Origin of the sequence: Aliivibrio sp. A6, from assembly GCF_028765505.1 — a bacterium.
Taxonomy (GTDB): domain Bacteria; phylum Pseudomonadota; class Gammaproteobacteria; order Enterobacterales; family Vibrionaceae; genus Aliivibrio; species Aliivibrio finisterrensis_A.
Genome location: NZ_JARACR010000132.1, coordinates 1 through 570, shown reverse-complemented (window position 1 = coordinate 570; position 570 = coordinate 1). Strand labels below are relative to the sequence as shown.

Sequence of the window (570 nt, the reverse complement as noted above, 5' to 3'; positions counted from 1 at the left end):
GAATCAGCGACGGGCAGCGATACGGCAGACGTTGATTTGGTGGCGCCTGGTGATGGCGAAGGCGACAACGGCAGCGATGTTGCACCAACTGTCGTGATTAACTCAGGCGAAGATGACATCATCAATGACGATGAAAAAGGCGCGGGTGTTACGGCAACAATCACGCTGCCAGAAGGTACGAACATTGCAGAAGACAGTGTGGTTGTAACCTTCTCAGATGGCACAACAGAGACCATTAAACTGTCAGAGACTACCGTCACCGACGGTAAGTTCAGTGTAGCGATCCCAGCGGCAGCGATAGTGGATGGTCAAACAACAGAAGTGAGTGCGATCGTTGTTGACGCGGCAGGCAATGAGTCAGCGACGGGCAGCGATACGGCAGACGTGGATTTGGTGGCGCCAGGTGATGGCGAAGGCGACAGCGGCAGTGATGTAGCACCAACGGTTCTTATCGATACTGGCGAAGATGACATCATCAATGCCGATGAAAAAGACGCGGGTGTCACAGCAACAATTACGTTGCCAGAAGGTACGAACACGGCAGAAGACAGTGTGGTTGTGACCTTCTCC

1 pseudogene is annotated in these 570 nt (G+C 53.3%); it reads left to right on the top strand.

Features of this window, described 5'->3' with window-relative positions:
• Positions 1 to 570: pseudogene (locus PVK70_RS18895) on the top strand (hypothetical protein); the annotation flags it as partial.